We start from the raw sequence: 20305 nt of genomic DNA, 5'->3' as shown, positions 1-20305 counted from the left end.
AATTACCTCTCCACTAAATCTTTTTTGACATCTTTGAGAGCATTATTGATACGGGAATTCATGAACTTAAAATCCTGTAATGTTTCATTGCTGATGTTACTTACTTGGGTTTTTCCTTCTTTGACATATAATAATATATTGTCATTTTTATCTTTAACTAAGTAAATGTTGTCTTGGGCTTTTGTAGCAATTTGGTATTTTTCTGTTTGTACTGACATAATGCCATTGATATCTTCCTGTCCAATAATTTTAACTAAGCTTTGGGCAAGACTGGTCATTTCATTAATTTTTTCTAGCTCCTTAATATCTCGCTCCATTGCCTTAAAAGCGTTCTCAAGACTGATATTTTCTTTGATGTATAAATCAGTTACCTCCTGAATTCTCTTGAGATATATTTCTGATTTACCGAGCTTTTCAGATGCTACATACCAGTCTTGAAGATTTTGCACTGTATTAGCTTTCATCCGCTCGATAATGTTATCCATCGCTCCAACCTGCTGTATTCTGGGTTGAGAAGGTGATGCGAGTGCTTGGTCAATATTTGGTTGTTGACTTTGTTGTGGAGGGAAAATGCTCTTGTCTTTAGCAAGAAATGGGTTATGTGATACTTGTGTATTGGAAGAAATAGTGTTGGTACTAATTTTGGTATTTTCTACAGAATTAAATACAGCGTATCCTTGGGAAGTTTGTTCTAGTTTGTACCCTTTTTCTTGAAGATAATTTTGAACTAATTGATCAGTTCCTTGTGCGTTTCCGACTATGAAAGAGCTTTTCGCTTCTATTGCCTTATTAAGTAACGGTTTGTAGTGATTTTCAAAAGTTTGGGCAATTCGCTCGCTTGTCACTCTGCGCCACGGGCCAGACCCGGATACCATAATGATGTCGTCTTTCGAGTAATTTCCTGTGTTGGCGCGTTCTCCCCATGCTTGCTCGTAATTACGGGTGCTTGAAGGTGTTTCGGGGGGTGCAGCTGATTTACCGATAAACTGGGTGGCTATTTGTGCCATCGCAATATCTTTTTTCATGTGTTCAGCGACGGCAGCGTTTATGGGTTCGAGTTGGGATAGTGGATTTGTTAGCGGCCGATCAGTCTGTTCGGATTTTTCCTGCTGAGTTTGTACTGTAGTTTGTTGTGACTTTTCAGTTATATTGCTGTATGCTTCGCTGAGGGCTTGAATAAATGCGGATTCTTTACCCTTACCTTCCCACTGTTTGTCCTGAGCGTTAGTTATATTGGTGAGGCAATGCGTTATGGAGCCTATGTTGTGAGCGGGTTCCCCAATTTCAGGCGATTGGTGCGGGGTTACTCCCGTTGTTGCAACTGCTGTACAGTTCTCTAACCAATCGACTCCTCCGCGTTTGGCGATCGCCTCAGTTAGCCGGGGGTGTTGTTCGAGTTTAGCCTGAAGGACTTCTACCATTAACTTGTATTCATCAGCCGATGGATGCAGCTGCTTTTGGTGGTTAAATGCGTGTTCGGCGGATGCGTATGCTACTCCTTCAGGTTTTCGGACATGGTTCTCTACTCCATATCGTCCGGCGGGGGCTTCTGGATTATTATTGACTGAAACTTGGTAATCGTTTTGCAGCTTGCCTTGTTCTTTGGCGAGTGCAGTGGCAAGGCTGAGTGCTACTCCAAGTCCATCTTTGGAGTCGGGGCTGATATTTACCGGGGTGAGAGTTTGTTTTTGGATGGTTGGGAACGGAACAATTTTGCCATTGACGTAATCCCCTAGCGGTTCCATGAATAAGCCATATACCTGACTCTTACTCGCCTGGGTTTGGGTAAGTTCTTTCGGTGAATGCTTTTCCCATTTCGCCCAGGCTTGCTGGTAACTTGGATCTTGAATCATTTCGGGGGTAATTTTGTACTGCTTACCCACCCGGAAAGCAACTTGCTCGCCGTTTTTACCAAGGGCTACCGCAATATCTCCCTCTTTGACACCATAAGTTTTTTGGTAATCTACACCTCTGGTGGTGTGTATCCTACCGTATCCGCGCATGGCATCGATAGTTGTATCAGCTGGTACTTTGGAAGGTTCGCCGTGCGGATGTAGCGAATAAACCATTGGTACTGGTTTTCCAGATATAGTCGGGTTGTCTGGAACCTGAGGGTTAGCAGCGCGTATTGCAGTAGAATTCCCGATGGCGATAATTTCTTCGACAGTTGGTTGGTTTGAAGAGTTTGAGGGTATGTTTCGGGTGACTTCTCTGAGGCTTGTATAGCTACGTTCTACTTTAATTTCTCCCCCAGGTGTCCACTCGTTAGTTTTGATGGTGAGGTCGCTGTTGCTTTGGACTACTGCAAGAGGAAGTTGGTTTGAGGCGAGGAAGTTCTCAAATTTTTGGCGAACGCTGTTTTCTCTGCCCAGGTCATTTTTAATTGACCAGATGTTGACAGACCATCTGCCAGCCTCAGTATTGAGGGCAGCGTGTTCGTTCTTGCAGTTAAAGCGGGTTACTGTACCCGACTCAAGTTTAAATTCTTGGTATTGTGCGTCCTGATTTTCCTCCCTAGTCCATGCCATTCGTTCCTTAGCAGCGCGATACCCCCAATCAGAATTTCCGATATTAATGCTGCGGGCTTCCGTCGCGGCGTAGGAGTCATCGCGGTGGTAGTTGATGCCAGCGCCGGGGTTTTTGGAATAAGTTACCAGCACAATATCAGCGTCAGGATATACTTGTTTGACAAGTTCCATTAACTTGTTGTCCTGTACCCCTGGCTTGAAGTCTTTGTCTTTTAAATCCCATTTTGCACCGACCCATGCGACTTGTCTCAGTAGTGCGTAGTTGGATTTATCGTTTTCAAGTACAGGTTTGAGGTGGGTTTCAAGGTGCGATCGCAATTGTTCTACTTTTTCCTCGCTTACCTTACCCAATATTTCGATAGCTTTAGTTTGATCGGCTTGGCGCGAGTTTGGTAGTAATATTGCTTGATTATTAGCTTTTGATTGTGTACCTGTTAATACTTGTATCTCAACCGCGTTTTGATAAACTTGTGAAATTCCTGCAACTCTGGCGTTAATATTTGATTGAATGTTAGTTATATTCTTTTCTGGTACAGCTTTCGCAGGAATAATTGGTACTGGAGAATCCTCTTGATTAAGCTCTCTGGGACGGTTAGGTAGTGCTTGTAGAGCTTTTTTGTACTCACTATTTTCTGGAATTTGGTTTAATTTTAAAAAACTACCTTCAGTTGCAACTCTTTGATTTAACTCTGCACTAAGTTGTTCGTAACGGTCAAATCCATCAACTTCACTGATATTAATCGGTTCTCCAAGTAAACTATTTAATTCCTGGTTTATTTTTTCACTAATCTCATTTTTATTAAAAATAAATGTAGCTGTGTTACTCTCAATAAAATAATGATTTTCAGTAGATTTTGATTCTAGCCATGTAGCTACAGCGATCGCGTCTTGTGCGGGAACAACTAATCCGAGAGCTTCTTTAGCTTCTACCTGCGATCCATCTGGAGAAGTATATTGTTGGTTTGGGTTATAAAAATATACAGTTTGTTCTGGAACGACTGGAGGGATTTGTGACGGTGTATCTGCACTCTTGATATTACCACCAGCACGGTCAATAAAGGTTTGTTTTAGTTCGTCACTAATAGTACTTTCATCAAGTACGAATACAGTCATACCTTTTTTGGCTTCTAACCGAGCTTGTGATATGGCAAGCTGTTCGTATGATACTCCTACTTTTTCTAGATATTTTTTGGTTTTTTCAGTTATATTTTCATCAACTGCTAATCCTAAAAGCCCTACTAATTTTTGTTCTTTATCTTGGAATATGATTGTAGGACGTTCGTTAATTTTACCGAGTATTTGGTTACGTTTTTCTTGCTGTTCGTTTCTGACAGGCTGTTCATTACTGATAAGCTGACTGCGCTTAACCCACTTGTCGGGATACTGTACTGTTTCTGGATTAATAGTTATTTTACAGGTACTTTCATTACTGATAATCTCTACAGGGATAGTAGTTCGTTGTTGGTTTAAGCGAATAATACCTGTATCAATTAGTTTTTGTACAGTGCTACTTTCTTTCCTTTGCCACTGTCTTTGTACATTCTCTCTATTTAACTCGGCTTCGAGGCGTTCAGTATGCTGACCAATAATACCGAGTGATTGATCACCAATTTTAGCAATATAAACGTGCTTTTTATCAAATGCTCTAACTAAACTTTCTTTAAATGCTTGGTTGCTAATCTCCTGTTTTTTGTATTTTGGATTAGTAATATTAATTCGTAAAAAATTTCCCTGAGATGTCTCTGCTATTGCATAGGCATTTTGTCCGGTGATGATGGTTTGAATTTTAAGCTGTAACTGTTGCCCATTAACGGGTTTTTCTGCTAGCCAACCTTGAGCAATACCCTCTTTGATTGATTCCTTATCAATGTTGCCTAGTTTCTCAGGTTTATTACCATTTTGAAGATAAATGCTATAGTCTTCACGAATCAGGTCAACTTTTTCGATTGTTAACATTACAGGTTCATTATTAAACCTTTGGGAATTTCCAAACTTATTAACTTCACCTACTTTAAATGTAAGTTCTGGTAGTCCGGGTACTTTGGTTGTAACAGAGGTGGTATATACTTCACCTTTTTCAACGCTAGCAATAGCAACACTACCAATTGGTAATCGGGCGTTACTTTGTTCTATATTTCCAAATGTTTCGTAATTACCTTCCTGATTCTGGAGTTCAATGACACTTTTTCCATCTTCAGCTAGATTAAATCGAATATTTTGAGGTTGATTCTCATGAAATAATTCACTACTCCGGTCGAACCCAGTGATACTAAATTCGTTAAATCTGAGTGTGCCTAACTGACTGATAATCTCTTCAGGAAAGGCAGCAAAGGCGAAATTAGAAACTTTCTTTTGGTAATCGCTACTTTTATCATTAGTGCTTTCACGAGTAGTTGATACTGCCCAGGTAGCAGCTGCCATTGCTAGCTTTTGTCCTTCTGGAATTGAATTGTAAAATTCTTCTGCTATCTGGTAGGCTTTTTGGTAAAGAAGTTTAATTTGACCTTCGCTTAGTTCAGCAAGTAAGGCTATTTTGTTAGACGTTACTTCCTGTCCAAGTGTAATTCCTATTTCTTCGGGTTTGTTTTCTTGCTCCTTAGCAAGTGTTCCTAATGCCCTAAACTTGGGTTTGTTGTTCTCAGTTTCATCGTTAATTTGGGCATAAACTACATATTTATGCAGGCGGTTACTGTTGCGCTTGTCTTCAGAAGGCGAGTATCCCGTGGGTTGAATAGTATTGTCAATATAAACATCTTTTTTCTTATCCTTAATATAGTTAACTTCCCGGTGGAGAATCCGACTGTTGTTGCGGATAATTTCCATTTCGGGTTTTTTGGCACTTTTGAAGAGGTCAACTGCAATTTGGTTTTGAAATGCTGCCTCGGCAATCATTTCGCGGTACACCTGGGTATTAGTGTTCATTGCTACTAGTGCATTGATCTGGTTTAGGGGTTCTTGCCGAACAGTTTTGATAAACTCTTCCATGTAACCGCGATACTTGGTCGGAATTTCCTTCCCTTCAATACCCTTGGATTTTGCCCAGGCTTCTGTTTTAAATAAATCTTCGTAGTGTTTGGCTACCTGCCGTACGTACTCAATTTGGTCTTTTTCACTACCAAAGTTTTTCAGGATAGTAATTTCTGACTCTAATGCCTCAATTGAGGTCAGGTGATTGTTGATAACACCGACACTAATGCCATCGCTCATGTGTATGGCGATTTCTTCAAATTCTGGCTGACTACCATCTTCCTGGTAAAAAGATTGTTTTTTGAGTTTAACAGTTGGATCGTAAGCGTTTTCAGGCAGATTGCGCTCCCTTGCCTCGGCAGTGAGGTTTGGATATCTGCTTGCCCGCTCGAAGCCAATACAATCACCATCGTAGTCGCGTGCCTGACGCTCTTGTTCGGACTCTTGAGGAAGAATTTCTAGTTCGTAACCAGCTGACTTTAGTTCTGAAATATACTCATTAAATTTGTTGGTAAACTCGATTTTGTCTTTAGTTTCAAGCTTGCCGATATTTTTATCTAAGTAATTTTCAATACCTTCTAACTGAATATTTTTACTTTGAGCTTCGGATAGGACAGATTTAATTTGTTCGTTTAGACGGTTATAAATGCGATCGCTTGTTTCGTCGGAGACAGCGATCGCACCAGCGAGAGGTTGACCATCAGGCCCAAGAATATCTTCTACAATTTTGTTAATTGAGACGCACAGACCATTTGAGTTGAGGAAAGGGGAGCGGAAGTTGAGAACTTCTTCCCTATCTTGATAATGCGGGATGTAGATTTCCCCATTTTGCAGGTCTTTGGAGGGAATGACCATTGCCCGCTCAAATGTGAGTGTCTTGCCGATGGCGATTTCTTTCCACTCGTTTTGGACGAACCGGGCGAGTTCGCGCTGTACTTTCTCTGTTTCGAGAAGTTGACCCTCTCCTTGCAGGTCAGCTTTGATAAGTTTGTAAATAAACGAGTCAGTAGCAATGCGCGATCGCAAAGTTTCTAACTCTTCTACTACTGTTGGATCTTCTGCTGCTTGTTCTTCTAGTGTGGTTGCTTGTTCGTCAAGAAAAGCTTTCCGTTTCTCGTACTTTTCGCAGTAAAGTTGTGCAAGTTGCCGGGGGTCGTCCTGTGCAACATTCAGCTTTTTGGCTTCAAGTTCTAGCTGTTCGGTAAAGTCTTTCAGTCCGTTAGGGAATGAAGCGAGTAACTGGGAGATAGCTGTTTTACCGAGTTCAGATTGTGATTTTTCACCTAGCCAGATATTTTGCCTGTACAGTCCAGGTTGAATTTGGGGCTTGCTTGGCCCATTAGGGTTGTCTTTATCAGTTCCCTTGAATGCAGATAAGGGAAGAATTAAGTCAATTTTAGTTGAGTTCTTGGGATCTGAATAATTGAGGATTTGGTCAAGGTTTGCAGGTCGTAAAGTACCTTTGCCAAAGCGGTATTTGTTATCGTCTCCGTCTTGGTCAGTCCAGCCGAAGCGGTGCTGAATTACTCGATATTTATCACCTTTTTGATGCTTGGTTAATTCGTGATATAAGTCTGTGGATATTTGCCCGTAACAGTCTCCTGTTAGCCGATATGCCTGTTCGTTACTAATAACGCCGCCATTTTCACCATTACTGTCATCAACAATTAGAATATTTAACTCTTTATTGACGCTATTTTTACACGAACCGAGAAAAATAGATCCGTAAGCACCTCTATCTTTGTTGTCAGGGCATAATTGTTTAATTCTATCTAGACATTCTTCCGGCCCATATAGCAACCGTGTTTTTGATGATAATAATAATTTGTGACCTTCAGGATGATTAATTAATTGTTCCACAGTAGACTTTTCGTCCATATGCCCGAACGAAAAGTTAACCCCAGGAAAGAAATGTTCTATTAAGGTATCATTAAGTTCTTCTTTTAACAGTGAATCTGGATTAACCGTATTACCATCTGTATGAATCCACTGATTTAATCTAGTGTCAAAATGTTTAGCTTGAATTGTCATATACGAACAATTAAACTTATAAAATTAAATATAAATTTTTACTTTTTGGCACTGAAATACCCGTAGAGTTTAATTTTACTTTCTCTTTATCGGTAATCTATTCAACAAATTTCTAATTTCTACTAACAATTTATGGGTAATTAAAAATACTTTATTGTAGAAATTTTACTTAGCTTTTTATTGATAAATACTTATTCAGCGTGATGTCAAAGTTTAAGCATGACAAAAAAGATACAAATTACTGATTACTTTTTACTTAGTTATAAATCAGTAGTAACTTTTGTGATGTTTGTGATTATGGTAGTGTTTGTAGTTGTAGGCAGAATGACAATGTGTTAAAAACTCAAGACTAGATAGCATAGAGGCATCACAGTAGGGAGGCGATTAACACTGATGAGTATTGTAGACAGTATATTCATGCAGATGTTTGGTCGCCCGAAGGGTATGCTAGGCAGGTTAGGTGGCATGATTATGGCATCCATAAATCAAGCGTTCACCTATTCGGTGATCGACCTGCTCGACATTCAGCCGAATGGCCAAGTGTTGGAATTTGGATTTGGCTCGCTAATTTATGGTTCACCATGTCGGTCATTTTATGCTCAAGCTCACTGCTGTACCTAACTTTCAAATATTGTTAATATTACGTGGATACCATCTACATGGAGGATACCAACCACACGCGATCGCCTCTTTATATTCTGACAAAGTATGATTAAAGTCTACTTCTAGAAATACCTTACCAGTATCAAGATCATGTTTAAAGTGGTAAGGTAAAAATACAGGTACATACCATCCTAATTCCTTGAATCTTCGAGAATCATAGTTAACTTCTAGCTTGCCACATTCTCGAAGTCGCCAATACTTGTAAGGGATTTTCTCCGCTTCAGTAAAACCTAAAGCTCTTGCTTCTTCTGAGATGTCAAGGCTAAAGCCATATTCATCTTTACCAATAGTTAAACATGAATCTTTGTAACTGTAACAAATTTCAATTGCAGTACCATATCCTGCTTCTTTTGCCTCAGTTGGTATCCACGCAAGAACCTCTAGTGTAGGTATTTTAAACAATTGATCTCTGTCTGGAAACCACATTTGACAAGGGAGAAAGCACTATCTGTTCTGACTATGCAGAGCATTGTGCTTACAAGATTTATAATTAGGACACTTTTCTGGAGGTTTGCCTGTTAAGATTTCACAGTCTAGAAATAACCAGCAACCAACCTCAGTTTTTTTACGTCTTTTACCCATAGTTTTATGCGTGAACTAACACCAGATGATTATAAAGAATGTCCACTTGGATTAGGTTGTTCAGAGTTCGATGAGCGAAATAAATATGGTTTACAACTCTGGCAAAAATGCCCAAATTCTAATTATTGTAAAGGTGTTTGTGAGGCATGGGATATACCACTAGAAATTGATGATGATAGAACAGGTGTTAATTTATATTTACCACACAATTATGATGAAAAAATATTTGCTAAAGAAATGAAAAAATATGGTTGGGCAGAAGCAGAAAGACTACCATTACATAGAGGTGAGCATTTCGATTTCTACACAATTAATGATGAATTATTAGTAATTGAAAATAAGTTTAAATACGGTTTCGCTATAGCAGTTGATATTCGTCGAAAGAAGTATATTCAAAAATGTGTAATTGATAAGCACGGTCTATGGTGGTGTACGAATGGTAGACCACCAAAGATTTAAAAATAAAGTGATCGCCTGACTCACGAGGTAATTAAAAATATTTAATGTATGTTATGCCCTGTTTAGTTTGTACTTCACGGCAGCTTCGCCAATAGTGTCTTCGCCGAATCTATCCCTTGTTCTAGCTATTATTTTTCTTTAAACTAACTAGAACAAAGTTGCTTCATCAACTGAAGTTGCACGCTTATGCAAGACTATGTTTAAAAAACGATGGTTTGGTGTTGATAACGTAATTTTGTAGCAGTAATGAAGTAAATTTTCCCCTTTTACTGGTTTTATTGGTCGATGGGTATAATTTCATCGGTGTTGAAAACTTCAACTGTAGCATTTGGACTGTTCATATCTGTGGTTTGTTCGAGTAGGCGTGTTGCCTCCTCAAGCAATGCACTTGCGTTCTGAAGCAGTGTTCGTACCTGGGTTAACTTGTTCCGCCGTTCGATACCAAGTTGTGCTTCTATATACCGCGCATCATCATGATGGCTGAGGTGAATTACCCGTACTTGTTGTTCTTTCTCTGAAGGTGCAAATATTGCGTTTTCGGCGGTTAGTTTATAGTACGAGTACGTACCACTGGGTCGTTTGACATTGTAGATGTGGAGTTCGCAACCAGGTGGCGCGATGTACTGTCCGTCAAAGTTGGTAAGTCCAGTACGAATATTATCTAATGTGGTGGCGATCGCCTCAATGGCCGGGATAACACTTAACGATTCTGGTGATTGTGGGCAACCGCGCCTCATCAGCATCATGATAGCGGCAGAACGACGGGTCAGGCGAATTTGTTCTTGATACTGGCGCATTTGTTCTTCCCGAATACGAACAAGTTCGAGTTCTTCATTGGGGCTTAGTTGAACTGCACTCCCACAGGTTTTGTAATTTAAGCAGTCGCCAGAGTCTATGCCTGGGTATTGCATCATACTGGCACAGTCAAACCCAAGTCCGCATTTTTTCTTAGGCATAGCTTACACCCTTTAGTTCTAGTTACTTTTATAATTTAATATAGCTAGAACAAGGTAGAGTTATTTCCTATGGGGTTATGTGCAAACCCACAAAGATAAACGATATTAGGATTTTTTCACCTGAGTAGGATATCGTTTGTACGAAGTATTCAAATTTGAACACTTCGTACAAACTATAGTAATTCCCAACAGCTTTTTACCCACAGTCGAATAGCACTGTGGATTAAGTTTTCTCTACCAACAGATTTACTATTGCTCAATGCCTCTTTGCGATAGCGAAGCGCTGCTGCGAAGCGCAGATCGCAACTTACCCATTAACGCTTGTTGGGTAAAGATACGCAAGCTTTCAATCTGCTCGATTTCGTTTGTTGTTAGTCGAGTTGGTATCTCTTCGTACCAGTTTCCCTGACTATAGCAGGTTTGCATCACAGGAGTATTATCCCCATGACGGTAAACAGTCAGAATATTGGCATCTAAGCTGGCACTCAATTCCCGTCCCTTGATACGGAAATTATTGGTAATAAGCATATAGTCAGTGATTGTAGAAGGCAGATGTTTGAGGTTAGAAGGGAGAAGGTTAGGAAAAGGGGGAGTAGGGGAAGATTGCTCTTGCAGGATTTGTTTAGCAGTGGATAGACCGTTTTCTTCTGAAATATCCTGCTGTGGGTTTTGCTCCTTCAGATGCGGCTGTACTTTTTTCTTAACCTTATTTGCTTCCGACGTGGGTTTATCTTCTAATTTTGGTTGTATTGTCGAAATTTGATCTGGATAATTACTATTTAGTACTTTCGTACTAGTAAATATTTTGGAGTTACTATCGGTATCGCCATTACTATCACTTGTACTGCTGCTAGGATGTTTATCAGCATACAAGTACTCATTATTGCTTGTACTATTAGTATTTATGCGGTTAATTGCTCTGGCTTTAGCTTGTTGAATTACTTCCTTATCTTTCTCTTGGTCGTATGTTATTCCGTATTCAGACAGCAAAATAAAATAGAGATTTATCGCTACTTAATTTCTCCACTTTCTATATATCAGTACTTGTAACGAAGTATTCAAATTTGAATACTTCGATATTAATTAGTACAGTTCTCAACAAGCTTATTTTTCTACTTATTGGTTGTGTACAGGATTCTCAGCGTCTTGTTTAGAGCCTGGGATCTCTATATTAAATGCAGCGGCGATGGTCTTATCTACGAGTGCGATCGCCATTTCGACTTGGTTGATAATTTGCTGGTTGTTTGTTTCCTTCGCTAAGTGAGATAACATCATCAGTTCGCTTTTGAGGTTTCCAGCAGTAGCGCGGATAGTTATTAAGTCGGCAGACGGTTTTGTTGTTAGTACCCGCCTTAATCCACAGGAACGTAAATATTCAGATGCAGTTACCCCTGTGGCGATCGCTTTTTCCTCAATGGTAATTTTCTCTTCCTCAAAGAGGTATACCTTGATAGATTTAGTTCGCTTTATGGGGTTACTTACCATACCTTGTTTCACTGCGGGACTGAGTGGCATAGTTAGAGACTGCACTGAGGGAGTTGGGGATAACCGGAAATCTGACAACAGTCTATGGTCTCAATTGCGGACAATATCGCTGCTACTTTTGGTATAAACTATACTTGATTTAGATGCCGTCAGTGAGAGTACTGTAACTTTTGATAATACAAGGTAATATCTTATGGTTCGTCTTGTAACTGACACTGAAGCCGTAAACCTTGTTTTTAATGATGCAATTGTTGGGTTGTAGAGATTGTATGGTTATGTCGCCAGCGTGCGAACCGACAGGTCGGCGCTTCGCTATCGCACGCCTGAGTGCTATGCACCATCGCAGGTAAAATCATACGTAATTATAACTGTTTAAAAGTTTTATTTTTATTTAATCTAGTTTATTGACAATAGGATAAGGATAAAATGACCCTATTGAACATACCTTGTTTTAGTTACAGGACTGTACGGCGACAGCAATGGTCTGTAGTGGAATGCGACTGAAGTAAATGCTTGTGCAGAGCGGGCTGTGGGGTTCTATCCTAAGTTGATTAACTTCGACGTAATGCTGAAATAATTGGGTTAATTTGCCCTCAGAATACCTCAATTATGGGGATTGTTAGAGTTTATTTTTCAGTTAATTATTTATTTTGATTGACAAAAATCAAACCCAATTTCACTTAATTGGGGTAATTAGTGTGTGAATTGAGGTAGTTCGGAGTAAATACGGGGGTGAGTTCTCCCACTGTATGGTTAAAGTAAGAGTATTGACAAATAGCTTACTGAGAAGCTTGATTTGCACGTTAATAGAAGAGAAGCTATGGCAAGAGCTAGTAAGCCAGCTGATTCGGTTGAGTTGGCGCGTATCATGCGGAATAAAGATATGGAGGACGGTATAGTAATTAGCTATCTCCAGTCGAAGAAGCGAGGGCAAACTGAGTTAGTATGTGAGGCGCTGCGGGCGTATTACCTACCATTTGCGCTATCTGCTGCGGGGGTATCTGGTGTTGAATTGCAGTCAGCCCTCCATGATGCGATCGCGCAACTTGAAGTTCAGATAATTAAGATGAAACGGACGTTTGGGATGGAGGGGTTGCCCCAGATAGTTCTTGTTAATCCTCATAGTGGAGTTTTCTCGCAAGGTGCAATTGGCTTACAACCAACAATTGGAACTAACGGAGTAGGAATAACTCCTGTTTCAGCTAATTCGGTTCCCCCTTCCGTTTCTTTTTTTGATTCCACTGGGCCAAGTTCTGTGTCGTTAGCTGTTGCGACAGAACCAGTCGGATCAAATGTTTTGGGAGAAGATTCCGAAGATGATGGGTTCTTTAATGATGACGAGGATGACCCAATTGCTAAGGCAGAAATAGAAGTTGATGCAGGATTTCGTCTGGAGTGAGGGGATTATGAGGATATCGGTGGTTAGGTGTTGGAGAAAAGCATACTCTCTACTTTTGCTTGTGATACTTGCGTAAGTCCTGTCCTTGTCCTGTTTGTCGTTGTGGGCAATATCTCCTGGAGTGCGAACCGACAGGTCGGCGCTTCGCTATCACGTAGCAGGCGCTGTTCTGTTGCCAGAAAGTGCTTTGCACCTCTCCACTGGGCGCATTTAGAAGGAGTTTTCGCTCAAGCACCTGCACTGCATTCCTCAAAATTTCTATGAAACCATTTCAGCCATACATTTGGTCAAACCCTTTGAGCGAGGGCATCAACAGTATTTGACGGAACTGGAAAGGCGATCGCATTCTATTTTTAGAGGTGCGATCGCCTAGAATAATCACTCATATATCTCATCTGTAAAAACTACAATCAAAAATTTGACAGCAAAGCAAATAGGCTGTAATTGACCCCATTTGACATACCTTGTTATCGTACAAGACTGCACAATTGCGATACTTTTTACTGGGGTAATTGCGGGGATGGTTGAGGTAATACGGGGTGTGATAATGACAATTGCATTGTTTGAATTACAGGCAAAAAGCTAATTTTGTTTAATAATTCAACTTTTAGTTGATACAGAATTTGGGTGTGATTGGGGTAATTTAGTCATGATTTAGGAGGTGATTTGACAGTGAGTATTAAAGCAATTTTTAGTACATCAATGTACTTAGAATCTACGGTTTGGATTTGGTATTAGTGCTATGGAGTTACTTCAATTAGCCCCGTGGCAATTTGAACTTGGTTGGTTGCTGGCAGTTTGCAGTGGACTCTCTACTCAATGGAGTTGAGTATGAATGCTGTAGCGCCATCGAAGAACATCGCCGTAATAGTTTTTTCTCTACGCACTTTGTATGTAAAAAAGCTGTTAAACCCTGTAAAGAAAGTGTTTTACACCACAGTATTTTTCCCATTTCGGTTAAATTGGGAACGATAGTAAAAGGTAATAAAAGATAAAGATATGCCCAAAACTAAGGAGAAAACAGACGTAAAAAAGGTAGTAATTACGATTGACATGGGTGCAAGTAAAACCAAGGCGATCGCTCAAGAGTATCCAGAGGGAAAGCCTGTTGTTTTACTTTTCGACTCAGAAGTAGCGGATATTGCTAAAGCTTCGATTGAGAGCGTTCAACAAGAAGGTAGTCCTGAATCTCGTATTTGGGTAGGAATAGGTGATGAGTACTGCGCCTTGGGAGAGCTTGCCCGTCGTCGCTTTGGGGGTATATCGCAGCTGAAGGAGCTAAAGTACGAATTAGCAGTCCCTAAAATTTGTGGTGCATTTTGGCTGGCTAAAGAAAAGCTGAATTTGGGTAATGATATTGCAGCTTACTTGAGCATCTTGCTACCGCCCGGTGAAATGCAAGACAAAGAACAGTTACAAGTGCGGTTGAAGGATGCGTTTCGAGGATTTGATACACCAGCAGGTAAGATGCGGGTAAAAATGCTTCGTTATGATGCAGCTTCTGAGGGTAGTGGGATATTTTTTCACCGTAGGCGATCGCTTGGCAATAATATGCCTGCTTCGATGTACGTGATGCTTGGTTATCGCAATGCAAGTATTTTCACCTTTCGGAGTGGTTCAATTAGCGCGGGAATAACCAGCAATTTTGGTATGTCTTGGCTGGTGAATAATTTTACTTCCAAGACATCGGGACTAAGCCCTGATAATCCCAATATTATTGAGGTGTTGGTAGAAGCTGGAGTTAGTTGTGACTCCCAGGTGATGCAGAAACTCTCACGCAAGCGCAAAGGTGATGAAATTCAACTTGATGGCGAGTCGATGTCCAAGGCTTTATTGCTTGCTAGAGATGAATATTGGCGTGCGATCGTCAGATGGTTGCGCTCGAAGATGGATGATGATATTGAAGAACTGGTGTTTTGCGGAGGGACTGCGGATTACATTCGTCCAGAAATAGACGCTTACTTCCAGAAAGAGGGGATTAAGGTATCTTGGCACGGTAATATTTTTATACCTGATGAGATATCTTGCGGTATTGGCAATCGGATGGCGGATGTCTGGGCGCTCTACCAATATATGATTATTCAGTTTGATGAGTTGACTGGTTATACTCGCTCTGAAGTTGTACTGCTAACTAAATCCGCTGAAGGTAGTACAGATAATCCAGATGAACAAGTTAAACGCAAGTATAATTTTACCCCTTGTGAGCGACCTAGTACCTTTATTGCTGTGAACGAGAATGTTTGATTAGCTCAGAAAAAGTAGTGTAGTTACAAGGACTGCAACTACACTTCTGGGATGCTTTTTACGTAACTTCTCAATAAGCACTGCATGAATGAGCCGATTACTCGTGGTTAGGTGAGAATAGCTAGTTCTAGGGGGATTGAAAATAATTCCTTGTTGGCAGCGCCCCTTTCTATAATGACATCAGGTAGATAGAGAATATTGTTATCCCGCTTCAATCGAGTACACTTTGAACAAAGACTGTTGTTCAGCGTAGAATCTTCATGGCAAGGTGGTTATATTATGTCAACAGAAGATTTTTCTTCTCAATAGCTCAAAAAAGTCGCATTAATAGCTGCTGGTTGACACAGCTTTAAAGGTTGAAATCACATTAGAATTATGCCGTTGGTTTTTATACTCAATAACCAGCTTGCACAAAGGCAATAATGCTTTCCTACGGAACTATTAGATTGAGCAAGTGCTGAGTGAATATCTCTTGGACGGGGTATATTTCTTTTTGTGTACAATTCCACAATAGGCAATCTGTGTAGCTAGGTCGATATTACTTGCAGTCAACCTCTGTGTTGATAGCAATCCTTGTTAGAGAAATCAGAAAAATGATATAACATTATCTCAAAATTCTTCGCCCAAACTGATATAACGTTATCTCATGACTGGGAGTCGGAAATATAGTAATCAAGAAAGAGAAAAAATTATGCCTGCCAATTTGACCCTTTCGATTGAGACAAACGCTGGAGGAGTGGCGAAAAGTACTATTTCATACAATCTTGCGTATGAATTGGGTGTTCGTGGCTATTCAGTGGCACTATTAGACATCGATCCTAACGAATCATTGACATTATTTTGCGGATTAGGAGAATTTAAAACACAGGGAACAATGGCTAATGTTTACGATCCAGACTTCAAGGGGGATTGGCCTTTAGTTACAGCTTGGCAAGGTAAGATTGACAAAATTCAAGTTTGTAAAGGCGGAAAAGAATTACACGAAACAATTCGGGAAGTTTCAAAGGATCTGCGTGGAGCTTATACTCTTGCAGATCGGTTGAGTGATTATCCCTTATCTCACGATTTTGTAATTATCGATTGTCCTGCAACATTAGAGCCTTTACCACTCACTGCTCTTGCAGCTTCTAGCCACGTGTTAATTCCCATTCAACCTGAATACAAGGCTTCTCAAAGTGCTGCGGCGATGATTGAGTGGTACTATTTCAACTGCAAGCGGCTGAGATTGAAACCGACTCCGAAAATATTAGGTATAGTTCCTACTCGTTGGAAAAGTGATTGGGGAGCGCATAGAAGTATTGTTGAGGAACTTCCCCTAGTCTGTAAGAATTTGGGAATTCAGTATTTTAGCCCAATTCGAGAATCAGCTGATATTCTTAATGCTTCTGGTAGAGGGCTACCTCTGGGGATTTACAGACCGGGCAAAGAGGCAAGAGGAGATTTTCTGCCAATTGTTGATGCACTAGTTCAAGAACTTAAGCTAATAAGAGGTTAATCGATGACAAAATTAAACAACCCGAGTGTACTTGGAATGTTTGCTTCTGCTGCTGATTCACAACAGATATTTGAGCTTGAAGAACGAGTAGAAGATTTACAGGCAGAGATTACAAGATTAAAAGATGAAGAAGCACAGGGAAAGCTTGCTGAAGAAGAACGTACACTCCTCAATCAAACTATTGAAGACCTACGAGAACATTTGAAAGCATCTGGGATTTTTAAAATTCACTATAGTGAAGTAAGACCCAATCCGAAACAAGCAAGGCAAACATTTACTTCGGATAGTATTCGGAGTATGGCTGTTTCCATTAGAGAGGAAGGGCAACAACAGCCGATTATTTTACTACCGGGAAATCTCATTTTTGATGGAGAACGGAGATGGAGATCCGTTGCAGAAGAGTTACAGCCAGAAATTGAAACACTGGATGCAGTGATGCTTCTAAAAGAACTTTCTGAAGAGGAATTACATACACGCACTTTATTAACTAGTCTTCACCGAGAAGGCTTGAATGAGCTAGATTTAGCCGAAGGTTTGATTCAACAGGCTAAGTTAGCTTTGGAATTTGAACAGGAAGAAGTAGTTAGAGCGCTTAGGAGAGCAATAGCTAGATTAAACGCAAAAAAACTGTTGCCCCAATTAACTGAATTGGTTATTTTAACTAGAAAAGAGCAGTCAGAAGGCATTAAAGAATTTAATTTAGACGAAATAGAACAAAGTATTCTTCTGTTGTTACTACGTTTTCAACAAAATCCAGCATCAGTAGATGCAAATGTCTTTCCTTGCTTACGGCTTTCAGAAGACTTAAAAATTGCGATTAGAGAATCAGGACTTGGTGCAAACCATGCCCGGTCACTCCAAAAACTAAATTCTAAAAATTTAAAAATTGAGGAAACTAAAGCTCTTAAAATCCGACAAGATGCTACATCACAGGTTTTGCAAGAAAAGCTAACAGTCGCTCAAACTCGTTTTCTAGTTGCCCAAACTATTGCTCAACATGCTCCTGAAACAAAACCTAAACCAAGTCACCAAATCAGTTCTCTAATTCGAGATGTCTCAGCAACTAAGGTCGAAGATATCCAGCAAGAGCAACTGAGAGATTTATTGGCTGTATTAGAAGCTAAGGCAAAAGAGATTCGGAAAAAGTTGGACTAATACTATCTCGTCCGACTTAGTTTACTGAGCCGGAGATGTCCATGTAATCTATGAGTGCCTATCTAAACTACCCAAATGGCTTTCGCCTGAATCCCGCAGAGTCAAACCAGAATTATCAGCCGAACGGTTTCAGTATGTAAGATTTATAGACTACGACAAAGCAGTGATCCGAATTATATTTGAGTGCTGGTACTGCCAAGAGGGGATACTTTGTGAGTTTACGGGTGAGCCTGTAGTTGGAGAATATAATGGACAATCTTCAATCATCCAAGTTAAACTTCAATGCCCCAACTCTGAGCAAACTGCTATTAGAGTGTGTACGGGAGAAGTGTTTTCTACAACAGCGATTCTTTATAAAACCAAACCTATTGCTCCCTCTTCAATCAGATCCAGAAATTCCAGGTTACTCCAGCGACATTTTTTAGCTACCGCAACCACTAATCGGAGGTTGGCGGTAATCATTTTTTGTTTAGCCAGTTGACCAAGCTTTTGGATTTGGGTTAACTATGCTTCTGTTTTATTTACCTCGGCAGCTAGTTCAGCCCTAGTTGGGGAATGCTCTAGTAGTTGTTGCACTTGAGAATCGTTTTGCTTATCAAGTTTTGCATTGACCTTACAAGTCTTGTGTAGACAATCTCTTACTCTGGCAATAGCCTCGGAAAGCTACAATTTATCTACGATAAATTCCAACTGTATCAGAGCTAGGGCTAGACATCTTGCGGGAAGCTAATTTAATAGCAAAGACATTAACAGTAGAGTATAAATCAAACAGTCAACCATTTTAGAGGGTGTAGGGAACCAACGTTTTGAAACGCGGGATTGAAGCAAGGACGCTTTGTATTTCGCGCTATGCGTCTCGAAATAAATATTTTTTTAAGCGGGCTTAGATCCACAACTAAAGTTTTTTATTCCTTCTTCTCTATTTTTTTGTAAGTTAATTTCTACTGCGTTGATAAAAAAGATTTCAAAAATTGCTGATGGGGGCTATATGGGGGCTATATTTACCCCAAAAATAGACTAGAACTTTGATGAAAATTTGACACCTATATGGGTGCTATATGGGATCTATATGGGGTGCAAAGTGTCATCTAAGCAAATGTACCCCACTTAGCCCCCAAGGGGTTATGATAAGCTCTTGAGGTTAGAGAAGGAAGGGGCAGAGTTCTGGGGAAAGACTCATAGCAAGTTATTCTTCTCTCCCCTGCTTTCCTGCTCCCCTAGATAATCTGAACAGATAACTTTCACAAATCAAAACGTATTGACTTGATCCCTATGTCAAACATTCACGCCTTGCAAAAAATTTTTCCTGCTGGCTTTGATAACGGTTACGGAAGCTTAAAACTTTTAGTCGATGGCTTTGAAGTTGTTCGTGTCCCCAGCTATATAACCAATGCCGAAATGGAAGATGTACCCGGACGGGTAGTTTTTAACGGTAGTGCTTATACAGTCGGAGAATCAGCTTTCCGCACAGGTTATCATTTTGATCGGAACACAGACAACAATGAAAACAAAGTCAATAATGCGTTGTTGACTTTATTTGGTGCATTGGCACATCTTCCATACCGTAAGGCTTGGCACTTAAAATTAGTCGTCAGCTTACATGATGTTGGTCTGGCATCAGAACTACAAAAAGTACTCAATGGAGAATATCAGCCGATACTTGCTGGCAAACAATCAGAAGTGAAGATCGAAGTCCTGAAAGTTGTACTAGAGGGTATGGGTGCATTGTTTGGGCATCCACTACCAAAAAAATTAACCATTTTAGACTTTGGCAATGGTACGACCTTGTATTCTCGTTATAACCGAGGTCAGCGAGAAGTTCATACCGCTTACCCCATTGGTGTAGAAGTTCTCATCGATGATATCTCCCAAAAAATGAAACATTTAAATGGCGGAAAAATCGGGGATGCCTCCAAAATCCGATTTTGTCTGGAAATGGGACATACCAAGTACAGCCGTGACATCGATATCAAAGATATATACAGTGCTTGTTTGAAAGATTGGTATGAAAAATACTTGAAGAAAGTGGTGAATCTGACGCTTGATGCCAAGCACCAAGGGGATGAAATCTGGGCGATAGGTGGAGGCTGCCTGTTACCAGGATTTAAAAAGTTGTTAGAAAAGAATGGCTTCAAAATCCTGGACAATCCAGTGGAAGCTAATGTCTTTGGGCTTCTAGAAATGGCAAAAACCATTATGAGCAAGAATCCAACAACCACATCTGGGAAGCTATAACAATGGCAGACAAACAAGACTTGACACCGGAAAAAGTTCGGATCAAAGATAGCTATCGTGAGCGGATATTTACCGAATCACAGCAATTAGGTAAAAGTTACCTGGA

11 protein-coding genes and 1 pseudogene are annotated in these 20305 nt (G+C 40.2%); 6 read left to right on the top strand and 6 right to left on the bottom strand.

Annotation, left to right across the window (positions count from 1 at the left end; genetic code table 11):
• Positions 1-2: 2 nt before the first annotated feature.
• Complete coding sequence (locus tag CDG77_RS19330) at positions 3-7526, bottom strand: hypothetical protein (RefSeq protein ID WP_094330959.1); 7524 nt, start codon at positions 7524-7526, stop codon at positions 3-5.
• 624 nt (positions 7527-8150) lie between these two features.
• Positions 8151-8591 carry a hypothetical protein gene (locus CDG77_RS19320; RefSeq protein WP_143857055.1) on the bottom strand — a complete coding sequence of 147 codons (441 nt, stop codon included), beginning with the start codon at positions 8589-8591 and terminating at the stop codon, positions 8151-8153.
• A 186-nt stretch (positions 8592-8777) separates the two neighbouring features.
• Between CDG77_RS19320 and CDG77_RS19315 the strand changes: the two genes are divergently transcribed.
• The gene (locus tag CDG77_RS19315) at positions 8778-9230 is read left to right on the top strand and encodes a hypothetical protein (protein ID WP_094330957.1); all 453 of its coding nucleotides are present in this window, start codon (positions 8778-8780) and stop codon (positions 9228-9230) included.
• A 275-nt stretch (positions 9231-9505) separates the two neighbouring features.
• On the opposite strand, the gene CDG77_RS19310 is transcribed toward CDG77_RS19315, so the two are convergent.
• The 3 genes from CDG77_RS19310 to CDG77_RS19300 form a co-directional block, all read right to left on the bottom strand.
• Positions 9506-10186: a hypothetical protein gene (locus CDG77_RS19310; protein WP_094330956.1), complete on the bottom strand. Its 681-nt coding sequence runs from the start codon at positions 10184-10186 to the stop codon at positions 9506-9508.
• Between the two features lie 249 nt (positions 10187-10435).
• Positions 10436-11176: a hypothetical protein gene (locus CDG77_RS19305; protein WP_223269881.1), complete on the bottom strand. Its 741-nt coding sequence runs from the start codon at positions 11174-11176 to the stop codon at positions 10436-10438.
• A 126-nt stretch (positions 11177-11302) separates the two neighbouring features.
• Positions 11303-11749, bottom strand: a complete 447-nt coding sequence (locus CDG77_RS19300) for a plasmid mobilization protein (protein ID WP_223269880.1) — start codon at positions 11747-11749, stop codon at positions 11303-11305.
• A gap of 742 nt (positions 11750-12491) precedes the next feature.
• Between CDG77_RS19300 and CDG77_RS19295 the strand changes: the two genes are divergently transcribed.
• The 4 genes from CDG77_RS19295 (at position 12492) to CDG77_RS19280 (ending at position 17964) form a co-directional block, all read left to right on the top strand.
• Positions 12492-13070, top strand: coding sequence for a hypothetical protein (locus tag CDG77_RS19295; RefSeq protein ID WP_094330955.1), 579 nt, complete (start codon positions 12492-12494; stop codon positions 13068-13070).
• A gap of 999 nt (positions 13071-14069) precedes the next feature.
• The gene (locus CDG77_RS19290; RefSeq protein ID WP_094330954.1) at positions 14070-15314 is read left to right on the top strand and encodes a ParM/StbA family protein; all 1245 of its coding nucleotides are present in this window, start codon (positions 14070-14072) and stop codon (positions 15312-15314) included.
• A 691-nt stretch (positions 15315-16005) separates the two neighbouring features.
• Complete coding sequence (locus CDG77_RS19285; RefSeq protein WP_094330978.1) at positions 16006-16809, top strand: ParA family protein; 804 nt, start codon at positions 16006-16008, stop codon at positions 16807-16809.
• Between the two features lie 3 nt (positions 16810-16812).
• The gene (locus CDG77_RS19280) at positions 16813-17964 is read left to right on the top strand and encodes a ParB/RepB/Spo0J family partition protein (RefSeq protein WP_094330953.1); all 1152 of its coding nucleotides are present in this window, start codon (positions 16813-16815) and stop codon (positions 17962-17964) included.
• A gap of 360 nt (positions 17965-18324) precedes the next feature.
• Here CDG77_RS19280 and CDG77_RS39130 read toward each other — a convergent pair.
• Positions 18325-18447 (bottom strand): annotated as a pseudogene (locus CDG77_RS39130) (RNA polymerase sigma factor, RpoD/SigA family); the annotation flags it as partial.
• Positions 18448-19236: 789 nt separating this feature from the next.
• Here CDG77_RS39130 and CDG77_RS19275 point away from each other — a divergent pair.
• The gene (locus tag CDG77_RS19275; protein WP_094330952.1) at positions 19237-20199 is read left to right on the top strand and encodes a ParM/StbA family protein; all 963 of its coding nucleotides are present in this window, start codon (positions 19237-19239) and stop codon (positions 20197-20199) included.
• Positions 20200-20305: the final 106 nt, after the last annotated feature.

Origin of the sequence: Nostoc sp. 'Peltigera membranacea cyanobiont' 213 (assembly GCF_002245975.1) — a bacterium.
Taxonomy (GTDB): Bacteria; Cyanobacteriota; Cyanobacteriia; order Cyanobacteriales; family Nostocaceae; genus Nostoc.
Note: the sequence above shows the minus strand (reverse complement) of the source record. Positions and strands in the feature narration are given on the sequence as shown.

Excerpts from the sequence above, each read along its gene's own strand:
- CDG77_RS19310 (WP_094330956.1), bottom strand. The coding sequence starts at position 10,186 with ATGCCTAAGAAAAAATGCGGACTTGGGTTTGACTGTGCCAGTATGATG.
- CDG77_RS19280 (WP_094330953.1), top strand. The coding sequence starts at position 16,813 with ATGACAAAATTAAACAACCCGAGTGTACTTGGAATGTTTGCTTCTGCT.
- CDG77_RS19295 (WP_094330955.1), top strand. The coding sequence starts at position 12,492 with ATGGCAAGAGCTAGTAAGCCAGCTGATTCGGTTGAGTTGGCGCGTATC.
- CDG77_RS19285 (WP_094330978.1), top strand. The coding sequence starts at position 16,006 with ATGCCTGCCAATTTGACCCTTTCGATTGAGACAAACGCTGGAGGAGTG.
- CDG77_RS19315 (WP_094330957.1), top strand. The coding sequence starts at position 8,778 with ATGCGTGAACTAACACCAGATGATTATAAAGAATGTCCACTTGGATTA.
- CDG77_RS19275 (WP_094330952.1), top strand. The coding sequence starts at position 19,237 with ATGTCAAACATTCACGCCTTGCAAAAAATTTTTCCTGCTGGCTTTGAT.
- CDG77_RS19330 (WP_094330959.1), bottom strand. The coding sequence starts at position 7,526 with ATGACAATTCAAGCTAAACATTTTGACACTAGATTAAATCAGTGGATT.
- CDG77_RS19290 (WP_094330954.1), top strand. The coding sequence starts at position 14,070 with ATGCCCAAAACTAAGGAGAAAACAGACGTAAAAAAGGTAGTAATTACG.